A 1,129-nucleotide genomic window follows, 5' to 3' on the forward strand; every position below is an offset into this window, starting at 1 on the left:
AATTACGCAATGATCTTAGCAACAACGCCCGCACCAACAGTACGTCCGCCTTCACGGATCGCAAAGCGCAGACCTTCTTCCATCGCGATTGGGTTGATCAGGGTAACGGTCATTTGAACGTTATCACCTGGCATCACCATCTCAACACCCTCTGGCAATTCACAAGCACCTGTGATGTCAGTGGTACGGAAGTAGAACTGTGGACGGTAGCCTTTAAAGAATGGAGTGTGACGACCACCCTCTTCTTTGCTCAACACGTACACTTCGCCTTCGAACTGAGTGTGCGGCTTGATTGAACCTGGCTTACACAATACTTGACCACGCTCAACGTCGTCACGCTTAGTACCACGCAACAACGCACCAACGTTCTCACCTGCACGACCTTCGTCAAGCAGCTTACGGAACATCTCAACACCTGTACAGGTTGTCTTAGCCGTGTCACGTACACCAACGATCTCAATCTCGTCACCGACTTTCAAAATTCCACGCTCGATACGACCGGTTACTACCGTTCCACGACCAGAAATTGAGAATACGTCCTCGATTGGCATCAAGAACGGACGATCTACGGCACGCTCTGGCTCAGGAATGTAAGCATCCAAAGTCTCAACCAGCTTTCTTACCGCGGTAGTACCCATTTCGTTGTCGTCTTCGCCGTTCAACGCCATCAACGCAGAACCGATAACGATTGGAGTGTCATCGCCTGGGAAGTCGTACTGATCAAGAAGCTCACGCACTTCCATTTCAACCAGTTCCAACAACTCAGCATCGTCAACCATGTCCGCTTTGTTCAAGAACACAACGATGTATGGTACACCTACCTGACGTGACAACAGGATGTGCTCACGCGTCTGTGGCATTGGGCCGTCAGCTGCTGAACAAACCAGAATCGCACCGTCCATCTGTGCAGCACCCGTGATCATGTTTTTAACATAGTCAGCGTGCCCTGGGCAGTCTACGTGCGCATAGTGACGTACTGGTGATTCGTACTCAACGTGTGAAGTTGAAATCGTGATACCACGCTCACGCTCTTCTGGTGCATTATCGATACCGTCAAACGCTACCGCTGTACCACCCCAAACTTCTGCACATACGCGAGTCAACGCGGCTGTCAAAGTCGTTTTACCAT

The 1,129-nt window shown here is 50.7% G+C and carries 1 protein-coding gene; it reads right to left on the bottom strand.

The features are described 5' to 3' along the window. Positions 1-2 precede the first annotated feature (2 nt). On the bottom strand, positions 3-1,129 hold a 1,127-nt coding region (gene tuf / locus D791_RS18580), incomplete at its 5' end, for an elongation factor Tu (protein ID WP_036515027.1).

Source organism: Nitrincola nitratireducens (genome assembly GCF_000585235.1).
GTDB classification, from domain to species: Bacteria; Pseudomonadota; Gammaproteobacteria; order Pseudomonadales; family Balneatricaceae; genus Nitrincola; species Nitrincola alkalisediminis.